The 19,053-nt window shown below is 46.3% G+C and carries 17 protein-coding genes; 13 read left to right on the top strand and 4 right to left on the bottom strand.

Features of this window, described 5'->3' with window-relative positions:
• The first annotated feature begins 14 nt into the window (after nt 1–14).
• From ESB13_RS08360 to ESB13_RS08340, 5 genes are all read left to right on the top strand, one after another.
• Nucleotides 15–1,400 carry a RagB/SusD family nutrient uptake outer membrane protein gene (locus tag ESB13_RS08360; RefSeq protein ID WP_129002545.1) on the top strand — a complete coding sequence of 462 codons (1,386 nt, stop codon included), beginning with the start codon at nt 15–17 and terminating at the stop codon, nt 1,398–1,400.
• A 120-nt stretch (nt 1,401–1,520) separates the two neighbouring features.
• The gene (locus tag ESB13_RS08355; protein WP_129002544.1) at nt 1,521–2,453 is read left to right on the top strand and encodes an ABC transporter ATP-binding protein; all 933 of its coding nucleotides are present in this window, start codon (nt 1,521–1,523) and stop codon (nt 2,451–2,453) included.
• A 12-nt stretch (nt 2,454–2,465) separates the two neighbouring features.
• On the top strand, nt 2,466–4,769 hold the full coding sequence (locus ESB13_RS08350) for a Gldg family protein (RefSeq protein WP_129002543.1): 2,304 nt from the start codon (nt 2,466–2,468) through the stop codon (nt 4,767–4,769).
• Between the two features lie 6 nt (nt 4,770–4,775).
• Nucleotides 4,776–6,110: a MutS-related protein gene (locus tag ESB13_RS08345; protein ID WP_129002542.1), complete on the top strand. Its 1,335-nt coding sequence runs from the start codon at nt 4,776–4,778 to the stop codon at nt 6,108–6,110.
• Nucleotides 6,111–6,115: 5 nt separating this feature from the next.
• Nucleotides 6,116–7,429, top strand: coding sequence for a MutS-related protein (locus ESB13_RS08340; RefSeq protein ID WP_129002541.1), 1,314 nt, complete (start codon nt 6,116–6,118; stop codon nt 7,427–7,429).
• Nucleotides 7,430–7,474: 45 nt separating this feature from the next.
• Here the strand turns inward: ESB13_RS08340 and ESB13_RS08335 are convergent, their stop codons facing one another.
• Together ESB13_RS08335 and ESB13_RS08330 are read right to left on the bottom strand one after the other, a co-directional pair.
• Entirely contained in the window at nt 7,475–8,071 is a 597-nt protein-coding gene (locus ESB13_RS08335) for a hypothetical protein (RefSeq protein ID WP_129002540.1), read from the bottom strand.
• A gap of 54 nt (nt 8,072–8,125) precedes the next feature.
• Nucleotides 8,126–8,986 (bottom strand): helix-turn-helix domain-containing protein, encoded by an 861-nt coding sequence (locus ESB13_RS08330; RefSeq protein WP_129002539.1) that lies wholly within the window; start codon nt 8,984–8,986, stop codon nt 8,126–8,128.
• A gap of 89 nt (nt 8,987–9,075) precedes the next feature.
• Between ESB13_RS08330 and ESB13_RS08325 the strand changes: the two genes are divergently transcribed.
• Together ESB13_RS08325 and ESB13_RS08320 are read left to right on the top strand one after the other, a co-directional pair.
• Nucleotides 9,076–10,983, top strand: a complete 1,908-nt coding sequence (locus tag ESB13_RS08325; protein ID WP_129002538.1) for a heavy metal translocating P-type ATPase — start codon at nt 9,076–9,078, stop codon at nt 10,981–10,983.
• 65 nt (nt 10,984–11,048) lie between these two features.
• Nucleotides 11,049–11,681 (top strand): hypothetical protein, encoded by a 633-nt coding sequence (locus ESB13_RS08320; protein WP_129002537.1) that lies wholly within the window; start codon nt 11,049–11,051, stop codon nt 11,679–11,681.
• Here ESB13_RS08320 and nhaA read toward each other — a convergent pair.
• On the bottom strand, nt 11,678–12,856 hold the full coding sequence (gene nhaA, locus ESB13_RS08315) for a Na+/H+ antiporter NhaA (protein WP_129002536.1): 1,179 nt from the start codon (nt 12,854–12,856) through the stop codon (nt 11,678–11,680). The genes ESB13_RS08320 and nhaA overlap by 4 nt on opposite strands.
• A gap of 336 nt (nt 12,857–13,192) precedes the next feature.
• Here nhaA and ESB13_RS08310 point away from each other — a divergent pair, with 336 nt between their 5' ends.
• Together ESB13_RS08310 and ESB13_RS08305 are read left to right on the top strand one after the other, a co-directional pair.
• A complete protein-coding gene (locus ESB13_RS08310; protein ID WP_129002535.1) occupies nt 13,193–14,635 on the top strand; it encodes a glycoside hydrolase family 28 protein in 1,443 nt (480 codons plus the stop codon).
• Between the two features lie 169 nt (nt 14,636–14,804).
• Nucleotides 14,805–15,173, top strand: coding sequence for a hypothetical protein (locus ESB13_RS08305; protein WP_129002534.1), 369 nt, complete (start codon nt 14,805–14,807; stop codon nt 15,171–15,173).
• A gap of 14 nt (nt 15,174–15,187) precedes the next feature.
• On the opposite strand, the gene ESB13_RS08300 is transcribed toward ESB13_RS08305, so the two are convergent.
• Complete coding sequence (locus ESB13_RS08300; protein WP_129002533.1) at nt 15,188–15,943, bottom strand: carboxypeptidase-like regulatory domain-containing protein; 756 nt, start codon at nt 15,941–15,943, stop codon at nt 15,188–15,190.
• 310 nt (nt 15,944–16,253) lie between these two features.
• Between ESB13_RS08300 and ESB13_RS08295 the strand changes: the two genes are divergently transcribed.
• From ESB13_RS08295 to ESB13_RS08280, 4 genes are all read left to right on the top strand, one after another.
• Nucleotides 16,254–16,577: a TM2 domain-containing protein gene (locus ESB13_RS08295; RefSeq protein WP_129002532.1), complete on the top strand. Its 324-nt coding sequence runs from the start codon at nt 16,254–16,256 to the stop codon at nt 16,575–16,577.
• Nucleotides 16,546–16,854: a DUF2752 domain-containing protein gene (locus ESB13_RS08290; protein WP_129002531.1), complete on the top strand. Its 309-nt coding sequence runs from the start codon at nt 16,546–16,548 to the stop codon at nt 16,852–16,854. The genes ESB13_RS08295 and ESB13_RS08290 overlap by 32 nt, the downstream gene beginning before the upstream one ends.
• Nucleotides 16,855–17,141: 287 nt before the next feature.
• A complete protein-coding gene (locus ESB13_RS08285; protein ID WP_129002530.1) occupies nt 17,142–18,284 on the top strand; it encodes a Gfo/Idh/MocA family protein in 1,143 nt (380 codons plus the stop codon).
• Between the two features lie 92 nt (nt 18,285–18,376).
• Nucleotides 18,377–19,021 carry an RNA polymerase sigma-70 factor gene (locus ESB13_RS08280; protein ID WP_129002529.1) on the top strand — a complete coding sequence of 215 codons (645 nt, stop codon included), beginning with the start codon at nt 18,377–18,379 and terminating at the stop codon, nt 19,019–19,021.
• Nucleotides 19,022–19,053 lie beyond the last annotated feature (32 nt).

Below are 19,053 nucleotides of genomic sequence, written 5' to 3'. Positions count from 1 at the left end.
TTTATAACAAGGATATGAATCGATATATAAAATTATTCATAGGTACATTGACAATAGCTTCGCTGGTTTCGTGCAGGAAGTATGTGGAGGATGTGCCTATCCAGGGACAGCGTGTGCTGGTGTACACAGATGATTACCGTTTACTGATGAATAATAGCAGCGCCTTTGAAATCGCATTCGGGCAGGCGCCGGCAATCAGTTGTGACGATCTGGATGTTACCGCCGAAAATCTGCAGACCAGGATCACCCAGAATGTTATTCAGCGCGCCATGTATTCATGGACCAAGCCGTTTTATGTTGACCAGAATTCCGATTACGACTGGAATAGCCTGTATTCGGGTATCTATCTATTCAACACGGTGATCAACGGTGTGCTGGACAGCAAAGCAGGAAGTATAGAAACCAAAAATGTGATATTGGGCGAGGCGCTGGTTCACCGGGCCTTTGCCAATTTTATGCTGGTAAACCTGTATGCAAAGCAGTATGATGCTGCCACAGCCGATAAAGACCTTGGCATACCTGTAAGGCTTACCACTGCTTTAGAGGGAAGCCTGGCGCGGTCAACAGTAAAGGTTACCTATGAGCAGATCCTGGCCGATATCCGTCGTGCGATTCCTTTGTTTCCGAATACAGCACCTTCTACGAAGTTCCGTCCCGGGAAGGCAGCAGCTTATGCCTTGCTGACAAAGGTGTACCTGAACATGCGTGATTTTGCGGCTGCAAAGTCTTTTGCTGATAGTACCCTTGCGCTTTCAGGGGCACTGTATGATTATAATACTGTGGCAGGAACTACTCCGCAGACCTTTCCTTCGCAGTACAGCGAAAGCCAGGTCATCCTGCGCAAGATTCCACGTGCCTACTTAACGCCTTACCAGCTCAGCCAGTCTTTGCTGGACCTGCTGGGAACGAAAGACCTGCGTTATGTTTATTTCGCCAGGTCGGGAACATTGCTCAACCCGGCGTTCACAGGTGTTGGTTTCTGGAACAGGCAGAATTACGCCGGTTATCCCGATGCACCGGCAATAGGTTTAACGGTAAATGAAACCTGGCTGATTAAAGCGGAATGCCTGGCGCGTGATGGCAAGACCAACGACGCGGTAACTATGCTCAATACCTTGCGTAAGCTGCGGTTCAGGCCACAGGATTATGCAGATGTTACCGCTGCCAATGCTCAAGAGGCGTTGAAGCTGATCGTGGATGAAAGAAGGCGCGAATTCTTTGGAACTGGTTTACGCTGGTTCGATCAGCGCCGCCTGAATAAAGATGCTTTGTTTGCACAAACGAAAAAACGTGTGTTCAACGGCACTACTTATACACTGGAACCTAATAGTAACGGGTATGTTTTCCCGATGGCTAACATTCTTATCGTACAAAACCCTGAAATAGAACAGAACCCTTAAATGTTAGGCTAAACGGATGCACCAGGTGCATACCGCTATGAAAGTCCCGGCCGGTTGTTCTGGCTGGCCGGGATCTTTTTGGCTGTTTCGGCCGGAACGAGACAAAAAAATAACACAAAAATGAGTAAAAGTATTGTCAGGATCGAGGGGCTGTCTCATCGCTATACCAGTAACTGGGCGATACGGGACATCAACATCGAGATTGCGGAAAACAGTATTGTGGGACTGCTTGGTTCCAATGGTGCAGGAAAGTCCACTACCATGAATATCCTTTGCGGCTCTCTGAATCAGACAGAAGGCCGTGTGTATATCAACGGGATAGATATGAAAGCCGAACCACAGCTGGCCAAGCGCGAGATAGGCTTCCTGCCGCAGAACCCGCCGTTGTATATGGACCTTACGGTAGACGAGTACCTGTATTATTGTGCAGGCTTGAGACTTATGCCAAAGACAGCGATGAAGCAGGCGATAGACGAAGTGAAAGAACGTTGCGGTGTCGCCCATTTCAGTAAACGGCTGATCAAAAATCTTTCAGGCGGTTACCGGCAGCGTGTAGGTATTGCCCAGGCTATTGTACACAAACCAGGTGTTGTGGTGCTTGATGAACCTACCAATGGACTCGATCCTAATCAGGTGATAGAAGTAAGGGCGCTCATCAGGGATATTGCCCGCGACAGAGTGGTGATCTTTTCGTCTCATATACTCACCGAAATTCAGTTGCTATGCAAAGAGATAAAGATGATAGAAAACGGGCGTATCGTTTTTTCAGATACCATGGATGCTTTCAACAACTATATAGAGCCACATAGCATGATCGTTCACTTCGGTAATATGCCCGCCGCCGGTGAACTGGAAAAAATACATGGCGTAGTTAATACGCAAATACTATCGGACAGGCTGGCTCGGGTTTTCTTCAATGGCGACCAGGATATCAGCGAACATATTGTCGCCCAAAGTATTCAACAGGGCTGGCGCCTGCGCGAGATCAGTTTTGAAAAGAACTCCCTCGAAGAAGTATTCAAGTTGTTATCCCAACATTCATCTCAACATTAATGCAGCGGTTTCATGAAAACGATCATACGAATTGCCAATACAGAATTAAAGACACTATTCTATTCGCCCATCGCCTGGTTCCTGATCATTATCTTTCTGATCCAGGTAGGTATTCCTTATACTTCGATACTTGAATCGCTGGCGCGCGACCAGGAGGCGGGAAACAGGCTTAACATCAGTTTTATTGAAGTAATCTTTTACGGCCGGCAGGGTGTATTCGGCTCCGTTATGCAGAACCTTTACTTGTATATGCCGTTGCTGACAATGGGCCTCATAAGTCGCGAAACAAGCAGTGGTACTATCAGGCTCTTGTATTCCTCTCCCATACATGTGCGTGAGATTGTACTGGGAAAGTTTCTTTCCATTATGGTCATGTGTCTTATGCTGGTGGCGGTAGTTGGCATCTTTATATTTACCACTTATTTTACGATAGCGTCTCCCGATACAGGTTTGCTTCTTAGCAGTTTGCTTGGCTTGTACCTGCTTTTGTGTGCGTATGCTGCTATAGGTTTGTTTATGTCGTCGCTGACCAATTACCAGGTGGTAGCGGCAGTGTGTACCTTTGTGATTATCTGGGTGCTGTATTATGTAGGGAATCTTTGGCAGGGGATAGCAGTGGTACGTAACCTTACCTATTTTTTATCCATTGCAGGACGAACAAACAAGATGATGAACGGGCTTATTACTACCCGTGACCTGCTTTATTTCCTGCTCATCATTTATATGTTTATTGCCATTACAGTATACAAGCTTAGGTCGGGCATGGAGTCTAAACCGGCTATCGTAAAAACAGGACGTTACCTGCTTATTGTTGCGGTTACGCTGGTGGTGGGTTATATCAGTTCCATTCCTTCCATGATTGGTTACCTTGACTTGAGCCGCGACAAAAAGAATACTATTACGCCGGCTACACAAAAGGTAATAGCGGAACTGGGTGATGCGCCTCTGGAGGTAAATGCCTACACGAACCTGCTAGATCAGTTCTATGAGATGGGAAGCCCGGAGTCTTATAATAGCAACCTGGCCCGCTGGGAACCCTACATGCGGTTCAAGCATAATATTAAATTGAATAACACATTGTATTACGATACAATCAACTCTTCGAGTGGGAACATGATGCGCTGGTATCCCGGAAAAACACTGGATCAAATAGCTGCGCAGGTGGCGGAGAGCAAGGATATGAAAACAGCTGATTTTAAAAAACCGGATGAGATCAGGAAGATCATCGATTTGTCGAAGGAGCCAGCCTGGTATACCATGCAGCTGAAATATAAGAACAGGACTACTTTTCTGAGAGTATTTCCCGATAACATGCGCTGGCCTTCTGAAACGGAAGTGTCTGCTGCATTGAAACGGTTAGTAAGTGCAAGTATGCCGAAGATCGTATTTGTAACCGGCGATTATGAAAGAGATATTCATAAACTGGGAGACAGGGAATATCGTATGGTTACCAATCTGAAGAGTTTCCGCAATTCATTGTTGAACCAGGGCTTTGATGTAGATACGGTGGCACTTGATAAGAATGATATTCCCGCCAATATAACGGCTCTGGTTCTGGCCGATCCGAGGATAGCGTTGTCGGCTACTGCCACACAAAAACTGCAGCATTATATAGATAAAGGCGGTAACCTGCTCATTGCAGGTGAGCCTGGAAAGCAGGAGATGATTAACCCATTGATAAAACAATTTGGTGTTCAGCTGATGGATGGAATACTGGTGTATCAGAGTAAGGATCTGCAACCTGACCTGGCTACTCCTTTTGCTGCGGAAGGCGCTCCTGAATTGTATCCCGCTTTGTTACACAGTCATCACGACAGTGCCGTAGTTACCATGCCGGATGCTACTGCGCTTTCTATTTCCGGCAGTAGTGGTTATACTGTCAAGCCCCTGTTACAAACTGATCCCAATAAAAGCTGGCTTAAAAAAGGGAAGCTGGTAACCGATTCGGCGGCTGTGGAGTTTGCTCCGCTGGAAGGCGATGAGCGCAGTGTGTTCACTACAGCGGCTAGTTTAACCAGGAAAGTAAACAATAAAGAACAACGTATTGTTATCGCCGGCGATGCCGACTTTCTCGCCAATAAAGAGCAGCAGCGCTTTAATGTACGTTCCATCAACTTCCTATTCAATACGGCAGTGTTCAGCTGGCTGAGTTATGGCGAGTTCCCGATTTTTACGAGTCGCCCGTCTGCTATAGATACCAGGGTGCTGGTGTCAAAGGAGCAGGTTAAGATGTTACGTACGGCTTGCCTGTGGATACTGCCGGGTGTACTGGTATTGTTTGGTACTGTATTGTTGCTTCGCCGCAAAAGAAAATAAACTGTCATGGCATTTATAACCGATAAACAAACCCTGGACGATCTGGGTATATTGGCTGCGCGGGGTGGTGCATCTGTGTACCAGTTGTTCAATGGATGTGTGACGCGTGGCGGGGCAGCCCTGCTGGAAGATATGTTCCGTCATCCTTTGTCGGATGTTACCACCATCAACCGCCGGATAAACATTATAAACGAACTGGCGGCGTCAGGACAATCGTTTCCTTTTACAGTGGCTCATTTCGATCTGGCAGAACGTTATTTGTCTGATACGGATGAACGGACACGGCTTTCTGGTGATAACACCTCTGTAGCGGGCAGGATAGCGAATATGGTAGCCAGGGACACCAGGCTGGAAGATATTCACAAGGGAATACGCGCTACTGTAAGCCTGTTTCACGAATGTAATACGTTGTTGCAGCAATTGCAATTGCCAGAAGAAGCTTTCTTCCGGCAGGAGCTGGCAACAATACACATGGTAATGAACGATCCTGCGCTGGCGCCGGTTTTCAAATACCAGGCATCCATTCCCAACCACGCGTTTGTGGAGTTGGATAGCCTGCTCCGGTTCAGGAGCCGTCAAATGGTGAATGAACTCTTCCGCTTCCTGTACAGGATAGATGTATATATTGCCGTAGCAAAAGTGGCGGTAGCACAGCAATTTTGTTATCCTGTTGTGCTACCGCCGGGAGGCAATACCTGGAAGCTACAGGAAGTGTATCACCCCTTGGTGCCTAATGCCGTGGCCAACAGCCTGGAAACAGATGCCTCAGGTAATGTGTTGTTTCTTACAGGGGCGAACATGGCAGGTAAATCTACCTTTATGAAGTCTGTTGGTATTGCATTGTTCCTGGCTCATGTGGGGATGCCCGTGCCTGCTGCTTCTATGGAATTTACCGTGTTCGACGGCATGTACACTACCATTAATTTACCCGATAATCTCGGGATGGGAGCCAGTCATTTCTATGCAGAAGTTTTACGCGTGAAACAGGTAGCTAAGGAATTGGCGGCAGGGAAAAAGCTGTTTGTCATTTTTGATGAATTGTTCCGGGGAACCAATGTGAAAGATGCTTATGAGGCAACGATTGGTATTACCAAAGGCTTTGCCCGGAAGGCCGGCAGCGTATTCATTATTTCCACCCATATTATAGAAGCAGCCGGTGTACTTAAGGAGCAATGTGATACGATCCGTTATCTATACCTGCCTACGCACATGAACGGGAATACGCCGGTATATACCTACCGGCTCGAGGAAGGTGTTACTGCCGACAGGCATGGTATGATTATTATCGAAAATGAAGGAATACTAGAGCTATTACATAACGGGGCAACAGGCAAATATTGAAACTGATGAAGGAGTTTATAACCGACAAACAAACGCTGGAAGATCTGAATCTGACGGGTAAATACAATCCCAGGTCATTGTTTAGTCTTTTTAATAAAGTACAAACCTCAGGAGCCGAAAGGTTGCTCGATGAAATGTTCCGTCATCCGCTGACGGATGCGGATGCTATTAACCGCAGGTCGGCAATGTTCCGATATTACCAGGAGAAGGGGCTCCGGTTTTCATTGGAAAGTGCGGGATTCCGTGATGCGGAAGCATATCTTGGTTCTGCAGGTGAGGGGCCATTCCCGGTCCTGTTCATGGGCCTGTTGCAAAAGAAGGTGTTAGCTGCTGCTACCCGCGACGAAAGATATGGCCGGCTGGTAACCGGCATTAACGCTGCTACATCGCTACTGCAAAGGGTTTTCAGGTTGTTACCCACCCTGGACGATTATCCTGATCCGCAGGAATGGGCATTGGTAAAAAAGCTGGCAGCGGATCAGCGGTTGAGTTGGATAGGTTGTTGGGATAACAAGGAGCGGGTATCGTTTCCGGAACTGGCGAAGCGTCATCATCTGCTAAGGCAGGTATTTCAAAAAGAAATGGAACAACTGCTGGAGCTGGTATATAAGGTCGACCTTTGTATTGCTGTAGCTGCTGTGGCGAGCGAACAGGGTTTCTGCTATGCAAAGGCGCTGGACAGAAATGAAAATGTTATAAAAGCGGAAGGATTGCGTCATCCTGCTTTGAAGAAAGGTGTCGCCAACAGTTTGTATTTTAATCGTAATCACAACCTGTTATTTCTTACCGGCGCCAATATGGCTGGCAAGTCAACCCTCATGAAGTCGTTGGGAATAGCGCTTTATATGGGCCATATGGGTTTCCCTGTGGCGGTAACCAATATGCAATTTTCTGTTCGTGACGGGCTCTTTACCTCTATAAATGTTGCTGATAACCTGAACCAGGGCTATAGCCATTTTTATGCGGAGGTGTTACGTGTAAAGAAAGTGGCAGAGCAGGTGAGTAAAGGGTTAAACCTGGTTGTTGTTTTCGACGAGCTGTTCAAAGGCACCAATGTAAAGGATGCGTTCGATGCCACTTTATCTGTGACAAAAGCTTTCGGCTTGTACCGTAATTGTGTGTTCGTGGTGTCGACCCATATTATAGAAGTAGGGGAGGTGCTCAGAGCCGGATCTCCGGATACTTTATTCAGGTACCTGCCGACTGTTATGGAAGGTGCTGTCCCCCGCTATCCTTATACGCTGGCGGAAGGCATCACGAATGACCGGCAGGGAATGATGATCATTCAGAATGAAGGGGTCTTCGATCTTTTGGAATAACCCCGTCCATATACCGCAATGCAGGCTGTCGCACAGCGCCTATGTTTATTTACCCATGATCACCTGCTGCAGTTTTGCTTTATCTTCTTTATATCTTTCAATAAGGCCGATGTTCGCCATCGTAAAACTTCTTAAAAAATCGTTGGGAGTATCGAGGTGGTTGGTCTTTTTGTTTTTGATGTTCCGTGCAATAGCTATCGGCGTTCTGATGAGTCCCCAGGGGAATCCCCACCAGCCTGTCAGTGCCGATTTGAGCAAAGCGTCATTGTTGGCTTTGTCGAGGCAGCCGGGGCAGGCAATTTTCAGTTTTTTGCTCCATTGTGTAAAGATCAGCAGACTCATTACCTCACTGGTCATGGTTGCATTGAGTTTTGTGTACGAGGCCTGGCATACCGGGCAGTCGAGTGAGCGGATGATCTCGCAATACTTATCCAGTTCTTCCATCGTAAGGCTTTGGTTTTGTGCCTGAACGGCCTTGAAAATGCTGGTGTCGAGCCGGCGTTTTTCAAGCTCTTCTCTGACGATGTCGCGGGCTTCGGGTGTTAGTCCTGCTGCATCCTGTGTTGCGGTACGGATAAGTTCTTCATTTGTCATTCGCTGGTAGTGGTCACGTACCATTTGAGTGTCGATTCCTGTGCGCATAGTTTGGTTTGGGTTGATGGTTTGGAGACGGAGTTAAAGCTACGTCAAATTAAATCATCTCAGGCAATCCATTTTATATTGCCGGGCTGTTTTACCGAATACATTTTTGAAAGTTTTGTTGAGGTGGCTTTCATCTGTAAAGTTCATTTCATCGGCTATTTCTGCAATGGTGAGGTCGCTGTATTTCAGGCGTGTTTCAATGAGGTTCAGCTTGTAGCGGGTGATATAGTCTTTAATGGTGTTGCCTGTTTCGCTTTTGAAGTATCTGCTCAGGTGGTCCGGTGATTTGTTGAACTGTGCAGCCAGGTTTTCTACTTTCAGCAGCTCTTTATCGTAGATATGCTGCTGGATGTAGGCGGTGATCTCGTGGATGGTACTTCTGGCGTTTTGCGTTTTATGAAACTGTATGTTTCGCTGCTGGATATGCCTTGCGATGAAATGGAGTAGTAAAAAAACGATATTCTGGGTGATGATTTCCTCAAAGGCCTGTTTTTTGGTGTTTTCTTCTATCAGCTGGCGGATCAGTGATCTGAAGATAGGCCGGTCGTCATCGGCTATAATGCTGCCGGCTACATTATGATGGTTATGAAAGATGTATTCCAGCCGTTTGAAGAAGTCGCTTACATCCATTTTTTCTTCCTGACGGTTTGCTTTCTTGGTAAAAAAGCCTTTTGTAAAATCAACAATGCAAAACCTGGTGAACGATGAAACATGGAAGGTGTGGGCATCTTCGGGCGTTAACAGGAATACGTCGCCTTCGGCGAACTGGTAGTGGTTGTTGTTGATATTATGGATGCCGGTTCCTTCCAACACATAAATGAGCTCGAAGTAATGATGCTTGTGAAGCCCGGAATTGTTGGAAGCCAGGTCTTTTACACTCACTTCCACATCTCTGAATAATTGTGTTGAGGTCATCACCAAAGTTACCAAAATACGTCGCTTTTTTACCTGTTTTGCCGCCGGGTTGCCGGGTAACTTTGCGGGAGCTCTTAAAAGATACAGTTATGGCGGATAGTTCTATTGTACAAAATACAGGCGGGTATTCACGGAATCTATGGCAAAGACATGGAGAGGCTATTGTAACAGGGTTATGTTTGTTGTTTATCATTCTGGCCTGGCAGGCCGGGCGGAACAATTTTCAGACGCCGGCGGTCATCTTGTTTGCGCTGGCTTATATCACAGGAGGTTACCAGAAGGCCTACGAGGGGCTGGAGGCGTTGTTTAAAGCGCACAAGCTGGACGTGGATCTGCTGATGGTTATTGCTGCCCTGGGGGCTGCTGCGATCGGTTACTGGATGGACGGCGCCATTCTGATCTTCATTTTTGCCCTTAGCGGTACGCTGGAAGGGTATACCATGGAAAAGACCAATAAAGATATAAAGGCATTGATGCAGCTTCGTCCGGAAGCAGCAGTGGTGCTGAGAGGCGACCGGGAAGAGGTTGTAAAAATCGAAGACCTGAAAGTAGGTGATGTTATCCTGGTGCGCCCGGGGGAAAGGATTGCTGCTGATGGTGTTATCATTGCGGGCAGCTCTGCTGTTGACCAGGCTTCCATTACGGGGGAATCTATTCCGGTTGACAAGCAGAAGGGAGAAGAGGTTTATTCGGGGACCATCAACGGGCAGGGGGCGTTGGAGGTGCGTGTTTCGAAGCTGGCGCGGGAGACCATGATATCAAAGATCATCGGGCTTGTTCAGGAGGCGCAGCATACAAAGCCGCCCAGCCAGCAATTTGTAGAAAAATTTGAAAGCATATATGCCAAAGGAGTGATAGGAGGGGCCATGCTGTTTCTGCTTATACCGCCTTTACTGCTGCACTGGAACTGGCAGGATACCGTTTACAGGGCAATGATCTTCCTGGTGGTGGCTTCGCCCTGTGCATTGGTTGCTTCTATCATGCCGGCCATATTATCTGCTATTTCAAATGCTGCCAGGAACGGCGTGCTTTTCAAGGGTGGTGCACATTTGCAGAATATAGGTGATGTTAAGGCGGTAGCTTTCGATAAAACCGGCACCCTCACTATAGGCCGGCCCAGGGTTATGGATATCATACCTTTCGGGGATATTGCAGAAGCGGAATTATTGCGGATAGCGGCTTCTGTGGAAACGCTTTCGGAGCATCCTATTGCAAAGGCAATGATACAGGCGGCAAAAGAGAAAGGATTGTTGCTGGAACGGCCGGTTGATCTGCAGGCTTTGCATGGCGTGGGTGTTACCGGAGTGCTGGGGGGTATAAAATATATCATTGGAAAGCGGGAAGTTATAAAGGATATGACGCTATCGGCTGAACAGGAAACAGTGATCAGCCAGCTCGAGGCTAACGGGAAAACCGTTATTTATGTAAGTGGTAACGGGCAATTGCCGGGTATTTTAACTGTACAGGATAGTATTCGTGAGCAGGCTGTAAAAGTGGTGAAAGAATTGAAGGATATGGGCATTAAAGTATTTATGCTTACAGGTGATTCAAAAGCTACCGCCAGGGCTATAGCCGACCAGGCGGGTATTGGCCTGGTTTATTCGGAGTTACTGCCTGCCGGCAAGGTAGAGGTTGTTCAGCAAATAGAGGCGAAGTATGGTAAAGTGGTAATGGTAGGAGATGGCGTGAATGATGCGCCTGCATTGGCGACGGCTTCTGTTGGCGTTGCCATTGGGTCGGGCGGGACCGATGTAGCCATAGAAACTGCGGATGTAATTTTAATGAAAGACAACATTGAAAAAATACCTTTTGCTATCAGGCTTAGCAGAAGAACTGGTAAAGTCATTAAGCAGAATATCTGCTTTGCCATAGCCGTTGCGGTTACCATGATCATATTAAATTTCGTGGGAGGCGTTATTAACCTGCCGGAAGGCGTGGTGGGACACGAAGGCAGCACGGTGCTGGTAGTATTAAGTGGATTAAGGCTGCTGAGGTAGGAAAACAGTTAGATGATATATGATGTATTTTTTTTATTTTTAGGCGGTACATATACAGAATAACGATGAAAAGCCTTTACCAATACGCTATCCTTCTTATTGCCGCTGCCGTCTTGTTTTCATGCAGTAAAAATTCCGGTGGCCCTGAAACCGGTACGCCGGATGAGGAGGCGGGTTCCTATCAACTGGAAGAAATAACTTATTCGCTGGCAAGCGGCGATGGTATAGATACTGTAAAGCTGAACCTTGCCGGCGGCGAGTTCAGTAATTATGGAAATAATATTTCAGAGCAGAAAATGAGCCCTGACTATAGTTCATTGACCAAACGTTCGCTGTTTACGCTTTCAAATGGTGAGACCGCTCCTAAGGGATTGCTGTTAGATACGGTGAAGGTGCCTGTGCCATCCAACTGGTATAGTAACCAGGGGTATAGTGTTGATACAAGGCTGTTTACGCTGTCGGGCAAAGAGGTTGAGTTGCCTTACCTGATCGCTGATAGTCATGACCTGAATGTATCTGTACCTGCAAGGTCGCGTGTTGTGATCGATTCTAAAATAGACAGGTATACGATCAGGTGTTCTTTTAAAGCGATCTTTAAAAATGCTGCCACCGGCGCCAGGGATACTATCACCGGCAAATGGAATGGTACGTTGCGTTACAACAATTCTTCGTTTGTAGCGACTGAATATCCTCTTTAATATTGATTGTGCCGGGTTCCGGCTTTGAGCAGGAAGTAGCCCAATGTGGCAGATAACAGCGAGGCGCAAAGCACCGAAAACTTTGCTTCTGCTATCAGTAAGTTATCTGAAAAGGAAAGCAATGCCACAAAGATGGACATGGTAAATCCTATGCCTGCCAGCAGTCCTAAGCCGGCAAGATGTTTCCAGTTGGCGTTCTCGGGCAGCTTTGCTATGCCCGTTTTGGTGCTTATGAAAGAGGTAAACAGAATACCTGCCGGTTTTCCTATCAGCAGTCCGCCTATAATACCGAGACCTAAAGGGGAGGCTAGCCCTTCCGGCATGCCTGCTTCAAATTGTATATTAGTGTTTGCGAATGCAAACAGTGGTACGATGATGAAATTGACGGGTGTGGTAAGTAGGTGCTCAAGCCGTTCCAGTGGCGAAGGGGCATTTGCTGTTGTTGTAGCCGGAATGAACATGGCAGTAACCACTCCTGCGATCGTTGCGTGAATACCTGAATGATGGATGAAATACCACATGAAGGCGCCGGGAATAAGATAGCATACCAGTTTGGTGACCTTAAGCCGGTTTAGTATAAAGAGTAATACTGCAACGCCTGCTGCATAAGCCAGGTAGTTCATATGCAAATCGCCTGCGTAAAAAAAGGCGATCACTAAAATTGCCAGCAGATCATCTACAATCGCCAATGCTGCGAGGAACACCTTTAAGGAAGAGGGTACGCGTTTGCTCAACATGCTGATGATAGCAAGTGCAAAGGCGATATCTGTTGCCATAGGAATGCCCCATCCGTTTTTTGTTGGAGTGTTCTGATTGATGATAAAATAGATCAGGGCTGGTGTTAGCGCCCCGCCAATGGCGCACAGGATAGGTAATAACGCTTTTTGTGGCGTAGCTAATTCGCCGGCTATCATTTCGCGTTTTATTTCCAGGCCTACCATCAGGAAAAAGATGGCCATTAATCCGTCGTTGATCCAGAGTTGAACGGGATAGCGTAGATGTATGCTATTATTGCTGAACCCCAGGCTGGTATTTAGTAACGCCTGTAAGCCTGCTCCCAGGGCGCTGTTTGCCAGGATAAGCGATAAGATCACACAACTGAAAATGATAATGCCCGAGGCTGCTCCCGATTGGAAAAAACGTTTGAAAATATTTAAGCTGTTTCCTTTCTGCATGATTTTTTCCTGTTGGTTGATGCGCCCTTTTCAGGTTAAGAGATGCCTTGCAGGCATGTCTTAACGGTTGCTGCAGGGCCCGTTATACAAATATCGTGTTCGTTGAGCGCTTGAGGATCATGCGAAGATATTGAAAATAACAGGCTGGCAATGTGTTGTTGGATGAACCTGTTTCGCGTGTGAAGTGCCTAAGACTGCGTTAATTTAAGCCTTCCCGAACCGGCAATTTCTAAAAAAGCGCTACCTTAAGCGCCTTCCTGGAGGATGTTCTCCGGGAGGTTACTCTTAGAAATGATGCTTTTAAGTTTCAGTCTTATATAAGCAAATAGAATGCAGATGAAAATGTATCGGAAATGTTTTAGCGCTTGCCTGTTGTTTGTAGCTGTTGGAATGGGTTTAACGACCTCTTCCACTGCACAGGAAACGGCAAAAGTATGGAAGTCAGTACAGGAGCCTTTAAAAGAAATGGAGCAGGTGCGGCAGCTTATTAAAGCGCCTGTATTCAAAGACAAAGATTATGTAGTCACCGACTTTGGAGCAAAGGGCGACAAACGGACCATGAATACGGACGCTTTTAAAAAGGCCATTGAAGCCTGTCATAAAGATGGCGGCGGCAGGGTTGTAGTGCCTGCGGGATCATTTCTCACCGGTCCTATTTACTTAAAGAGTAATGTAAATCTTCATTTAAAAGAAGGGGCGGTTATTGTATTCAGCCGTGATACCAAAGACTATCCTTTGGTGCTGGCAAGATGGGAAGGGATGGACTGTATGAACTTTTCTCCGCAGGTATATGCTTATGAAGAGGAAAATATTGCTATCACCGGCAGCGGTACTATCGATGGCAACGCCAATGATAATTACTGGTGGAGCTGGAAAGGCAAGAAGGAGCATGGATGGAAAGAGGGCATGCCTCACCAGAAAAAGGACAGGGATAGCCTGCATGCGCTTATGAAAGCTAATGTTGATCCCCGCCAGCGGGTGTTTGGAGAAGGGCATTATTTGCGTCCATATATGATACAGCCTTATCACTGCAAGAATCTCCTGATATCCGGTGTGAAACTGATCAATTCACCCATGTGGTTTGTAAGCCCGGTGATGAGTGAGAATATTACCATAGAAGGTGTGCGTATTATTTCTCATGGTCCCAATACAGACGGATGCGATCCGGACGCGTGTAAAAACGTGCTTATCAAGAACTGTTATTTCGATACCGGTGACGACTGCATTGCCATTAAAGCGGGCAGGGATGAAGATGGCAGGCGTTTTGGCAGGCCGGCAGAGAATCATATCATAGAAGGATGTGAAATGAAAGACGGGCATGGCGGTGTTACACTTGGAAGTGAAATTGCCGGCGGCGCCCGTAATATTTATGCGATCAACTGCAAGTTGAGCAGTCCCGACCTGGATATCGTAATACGGATTAAAACCAGCTCTTCCAGGGGCGGTATCATCGAGAATATTTTTGCGAAAGACATTAAGGTAGGGGTTTATAAAGAGGCTGCGATCTCCTGTAATATGTTTTATGAGAACCCTGGTAAGTTTATGCCCACCATCCGGAATATCTGGATAGAAAACCTGGAGGTAACGCATGGCGGCAATTATGCTGTTAATGTAAAGGCGTACAAGGAATCACCGGTTCAGAACCTGAAACTTGTTAACTGTAACTTCGGTGGTGTTAATACGCCTGTTAAGGTGGATCATGTGAAGGACATGCAGTTTGAAAATGTAGTGATCAACGGACAGGTAGTTAAGGTGGATGATTCGGGCGTAACAAAATAATAACAGAGGCGGGATCTTTAATCGCCTTTTGATTATAAAGAAAAGCTGCTCCGTTATGGGGCAGCTTTTCTTTATAATCAGCCCCCGGGGAAAAGTGCAATTACTTCTTTTAAGCCTGCCGGAAGATGATGCATTTAGGGTATATTTGAGCCTATTAGAAGTTGAACATATGGCTTATAAAGAACAGCTGGAAGCAATAAAGAATTATTATCCCTTTGAGAATTGGCGGGATAGCTATGATGATGGACTGGAACAGTATACCCCCGAAAATTGTAACAAAGCCCAGGACATATTCGATACTTTAATCGCAAGCCTGATTGAATTAGGGGAGGACGCGGAGGAGAACAATAAAGTGGAGCTGTTTAAAACAGCCATTTTATCGCTTAACGAGTTAAATGAAGAAGTAGAGGACCTGATCGAGACCGGTGAGCGTGAAGATCTGTGTGAGCTGATAGACCGGATCACCGTTGCGGCTGGTTTAAACCCGGCAAACTACGCCGATGGGGCCGGAGTGGCCGATGAGTGGCGGGAATGGTAAGAACTGCTTGTTTTTTATTTTTTGATAAATGCTTCGCTTTTCCCGGTTTCGCCGGTTTCTGCTGAGTGTAATGTGATGGATATTCTGTCGTATTTTGATTTTTCATTGTTACCGGGTTTTACGACCTGTACCATATACCCGTACATTATTTTTCCTCTTCCGTACTCGCTGATCTTATTGATCCCTACAATCCGGGCTTTTGTCCCGTTTATTTCAACCGATAATTCCCCTGCTGTTATGGTTGCAGGAGAGATATCCACTATTTTATCTTCGTTTAAAAGCTCTTCGGTGCGTTTGGCCTGCTCGTAAGCTTTTTTATCTACTTTTTGAGCTTCCATGAGCTGGATGCCTTTAAACAGGCTCATGGGTCTGAAGTAGATCATATAGGTTTCCTGTGGGGTGACTTGTGGTTCAAATACATTCACTCCATAGATTTCCATTTTATCGTACTGGGGATTGATGACGAGGTTCCCGTAGACGGGAACATTCCAGGCCCAGTATTCAAGCCTGGTTACCCGGTAATCGGATAGTTTTATTGCATAGAGGCAGTAATAGTTGCCTTTTTTTACTTTCAGCGTGTAATTGCCGGCACTATCGGATCTTGTTTCATACAGGTCGTTAAAAGCCCTGTTTTTAAGTCTCACGGTGACACTGTCCAGCGGTGATCCAGAAAAGTCGGTTACTTTCCCCGATATAATATATTGTTCTTTACAGGATGAGAATGTTAGAAATACGATTGTGAAGAGACACACGTGTTTGATTCTGATCATATCCTGGATATAAATGTTTGCAATTGTTGTATGCGGTAAAGAACACGCCTTTTTATTCAAAAGCAGTCACAGATGCGTGTTTAACAGCCCGCTGCGAGTTTGTTTGTGCTATTAAAAACGGTGCTAATTTAATAGAAATACGGTCTTAAATAACAAGCCTGATATTTATCAGGTTTTCTCCGGGCTGATGATCGCCGGCAGAGATGCCTGGTGGCCGTATTTGTTGTGAACGGTTGGATTTTCTTCCCTGCGATTATAAATGGTTTAAGTATTTATCATTATAATGCACGGAAATTTAAAACCCTAAATTATGTTTTGTTCAAACTGCGGAACTGAAATTGATGACAAGGCTGTTGTATGCGTTAAATGTGGCGTGCCTACAGCTAATTTCAAGACACAGCCTACTGTAGGGCCTTATGCCGGTGGCGAGGGCTATGACTGGCTTACAACCTTGTTGCTTTGTTTTTTCTTAGGCACATTTGGTGCGCACAGTTTTTATACTAAAAGGACGGGGATCGCTATTGTTCAGCTGCTAACCCTGGGTGGTTGCGGTATCTGGGCTTTGATAGACCTGATCATAATAATTATGGGGAACTACAGAGATGGAGAAGGAAGGTTACTTGTCAGGAAATAAGTTACTTTTTATTTTATGGCTGCTCGTTCCCGTGTTGCTGTTCCAGGTGGATCACTGCAGCGGGAACGGGCATTTTACGCTTTGCCTGTTTAAGAATATTACGGGGAGGGATTGTTATGGCTGTGGAGTATTAAGAGGCATCTCGGCCTGTTTGCACCTGGATTTTCCTGCAGCTTACCAGTTGAATCGCCTGAACCTGCTGACAATTCCTTTGCTTACATTTCTTTATGTAAAGGAGTTATGGAAGACGCGGCCCGGGTTACTGCGGCGCCGTTAAAAAAAGAGGGGTCTGGATAGAAATCCGACCCCGTTTTAAAATCCAATATCCTATGAAAAACCAAGTCAAAGATTAGGGATTTATTTGTTTTATCCTAATGCTCCTCTTATTATTTGCATTTTTTAATAGTATTTAAATATTTGCTCACATGTTGGGTCTCACATGTGAGGCATTCGCCCATGCCAGATAGGTATGTGAATCGGTGAAGTTGCAGTGGGGGCTTTATCAATTTTTTAACGCGGGAGTGCTTGCTCCTGTTTGTATCTTAAGCCAAAATCTAATAGCGCATGACCTATTTATCCAGGCGTTCTTTTCTGCAAAAATTCAGTATTGGCGTAGGGGTTTTGACCTTGCCAGCGATCGGCCGGCCTGGGATTTTATCGTCCGGGTACGCTGGGAAAAAGCTTCGTGTTGCTTTAATTGGATTGGGTAATTATGCTAATCTCATGGCGGAAGGTTTGCGGGAATCGAAGTATTGTGAGTTGGCGGGGATTGTAACGGGTACGCCGGAGAAAGCAAAGAAGTGGCAGGCGAAGTATCATATTCCTGACAAGAATATTTACAGCTATGAGCGGTTTGATGAAATAGCGAAGAACAAGGATATAGAGCTTGTTTATATTACCATGCCTAATGGTTTGCATAAGGAATATGCCATCCGGGCGGCGAGAGCGGGGAAGCATGTGATCACGGAGAAGCCTATGGCCACCAATGCGAAGGATTGCGAAGAGATGATTGCCGCGTGTGAAAAAGCGGGTGTTTATCTTGCTGTTGGTTACCGTTTGCATTTTGAGCCTACACATATAGAGCTCAAGAGGCTGGGGCAGGAGAGCGTGTTTGGGCAGGTGCGTATGATAGAAGCGTCGCTGGGTTATAGAACCTTTGATCTTAATGATACGGTGGATGCCACATTTGATATTAACAATCGTAAGGAGTGGCATGTGCGGAAGGCGATAAGCGGTGGTGGTGCGCTTATCAACCTGGGTATTTATCCTATTCAGGCATGCCGTTACATATTGGGAGAGGAGCCTGTTGCCGTGACTGCGCAGTTTGGTCCTGTTCATAATAAGAAACGTTTTTCCCAGGTAGAAGAAACCATCCTGTGGCAGATGGAATTTGGTTCCGGCGCCTGTACTACGAGCACAACTTCTTATGGGTTTAATATAGACCGGCTTTATGCTGTGGCAGATAGTGGGAGTTTTGAGTTAAGTCCTGCTTTGAGTTACGGACCTTTTAAAGGAAAGACCAGTAAGGGGGAGCTGAATTTCCCTGTTATCAACCAGCAGGCAACGCAGATAGACGCTATCGGTAAGCAGATATTGGCTGGAGCGCCATTGCCGGCGCATATTACGGGAGAGGAAGGGTTGAAAGACATGCGTGTTGTGGATGCGATTTATAAGGCGGCGGAAACGGGGAAGAAAGTGTTTTTGTAGGTTTGTTGGTTTAAGCCAGTCAGAAGGCTGGTGCCTATAGTAAAGCGCCTCAACAACAGGTTGGGGCTTCTTTGTGAAGCGTAACAGGCTAAATTATCCGGATAGAGCCTAACTTCGCAATACAAATTGTTTCATTTATACAACTGCCAGCTTACCATTACGACGATTTTGGATTTCCACCCGCTGGACGGGAGTGGGAAATAGAAGAATTCTTTCTCAGGTTCTTCCGGCCTCTATGTTATTTTTCGGAAGGTATTACCGGGAATAAAGCAGAAGCCGAGGACATAGCCACCCGTTGTCTCACCAGTCTTTGGGAGCGGAAAGAGCTTCTCAACAATGGGGATAAGGCCCGGGCCTACCTGTATACATCGGCACGGAATCAATGTATCAACTATCTCAGGCATCAGAAAGTGCGCGAAGGGCATCGGAAAGCGACGGAAGAAACGCAGTTGCCGGTAGAGAGTTCTGTGGAATCCAGGATTTTTGAAGCGGAGCTGTTGCAACTGGTATATAATGCAATCGATCGTTTGCCTTCGAAATACCGTGATGTACTCAATCTCGTGTATCGCGATGGTCTCAGTCACCAGGAGGCGGCGGAACGCCTGTCTATCAGTAAAGACTCTTTAAAGATGCGGAAAGCAAGGGCAACGGCTGCATTGCGTGATGCGCTGGGCAAAAAAGACGGCCTGGATTCTGCTGCTGTGCTCCTTATACTGTTACCCTGGCTTTTCGACTAAAAAAAACTTTTATTTTTTTGTTACCGTTACTT

Origin of the sequence: Filimonas effusa, from assembly GCF_004118675.1 — a bacterium.
Taxonomy (GTDB): Bacteria; Bacteroidota; Bacteroidia; order Chitinophagales; family Chitinophagaceae; genus Filimonas; species Filimonas effusa.
Note: the sequence above shows the minus strand (reverse complement) of the source record. Positions and strands in the feature narration are given on the sequence as shown.